Source organism: Okeania sp. SIO2B9 (assembly GCF_010672505.1).
Classification (GTDB): Bacteria; Cyanobacteriota; Cyanobacteriia; order Cyanobacteriales; family Microcoleaceae; genus Okeania; species Okeania hirsuta.
In genome coordinates this window covers 1-1,038 of record NZ_JAAHGK010001805.1, presented here as the reverse complement: position 1 = coordinate 1,038, position 1,038 = coordinate 1, and the positions used below count along the sequence as shown (strand labels likewise).

General features: G+C 30.2%; 3 protein-coding genes. 2 read left to right on the top strand and 1 reads right to left on the bottom strand.

Going from position 1 to position 1,038, the window contains the following annotated elements; genetic code table 11:
• Positions 1–85 precede the first annotated feature (85 nt).
• Positions 86–322: a hypothetical protein gene (locus F6K13_RS34585; protein ID WP_124143262.1), complete on the top strand. Its 237-nt coding sequence runs from the start codon at positions 86–88 to the stop codon at positions 320–322.
• Between the two features lie 24 nt (positions 323–346).
• On the top strand, positions 347–592 hold the full coding sequence (locus F6K13_RS34580; RefSeq protein ID WP_205127225.1) for a hypothetical protein: 246 nt from the start codon (positions 347–349) through the stop codon (positions 590–592).
• On the opposite strand, the gene F6K13_RS34575 is transcribed toward F6K13_RS34580, so the two are convergent.
• Entirely contained in the window at positions 565–789 is a 225-nt protein-coding gene (locus tag F6K13_RS34575) for a hypothetical protein (RefSeq protein ID WP_205127579.1), read from the bottom strand. The genes F6K13_RS34580 and F6K13_RS34575 overlap by 28 nt on opposite strands.
• Between the last annotated feature and the right edge of the window lie 249 nt (positions 790–1,038).

The following is a 1,038-nucleotide window of genomic DNA, read 5'->3' as shown; positions in this document are numbered from 1 at the left end:
TACTTAGGTGTTTCTGAAGTTTTGAAAAAAGGATGATTTACTTAGGTAAAACTTTAATTATTAAGTCATAGATACGAGGTATGAGATGAGAATTATACAAACAACAGGAACAGTGAAAAATGGAGAAGTAAAAATTACTGTTCCTCCAGAATTTAATAACGGTGAAATAGACATTATTCTTGTTACCAAAAATGAGCCAGATGAATTTGAAATTATGCGGGAAATAGCAAAAGCAAAAGGATATGATTCTCAGGAAAAGATACTCGACCTAATCAAGAAAGTTAAATTAGAAATGCTTCAGGAAAAAGAGAGAATAAAATAATCTCTAAAATCAAACGTTTATGTCTTGATACAAAATATAATCGGCATTCAAGAAGTTAATTCAGATGAGGCAAAAATTCTTGAATCTATAGGTTACTATGAAAAACAATATGCTCAAATTGAAGCTGAAATTATTTTATCTCCTGAGTTAATTGACCAAATCTGGCGAGTGGGTAAGTATTTATGGAATAAAGACAAAGCAGGTTTAGTTCTTGGTCTTATTTGGTCAAATCTCAACATCTTTTATGTAACCCCTGATGCAGAGTGGTAGAATCTCTTCAAAGAAATTAATTTAACAGGAAATATCCCCACAGAAGATATAGAAGTTTTTCTTACAGCTAAGTTTGGACTAACAGATTGTTTTGTCTCTTCTAATAGAGAACTAATTAAAGCGATCGCTGATTTTGAGTGTTTAACTCCAGATGCTTTTATCAACAAATATCTCAAATAAATATCTGTAAATACCAAAATACTAAATTTTATCAGCAAAATCAAGTTATGAGAGGTTGATTTTATGGTAGTTTTATCAGCTAATACACAATCTTTTGTGAAACTTATCGAATACTTGAACTGTGATAATCTTGATAGCGTTAGCGAAGCTTTGCGTCAGCAATCGCTTATTAATTTCTACTGATATAAGCTGGAATATTTATGAAAATCTATTAAATTATTTGGGAAATTCACCTTATTTCAAAGTTATTTATCATCAAGGAAGTA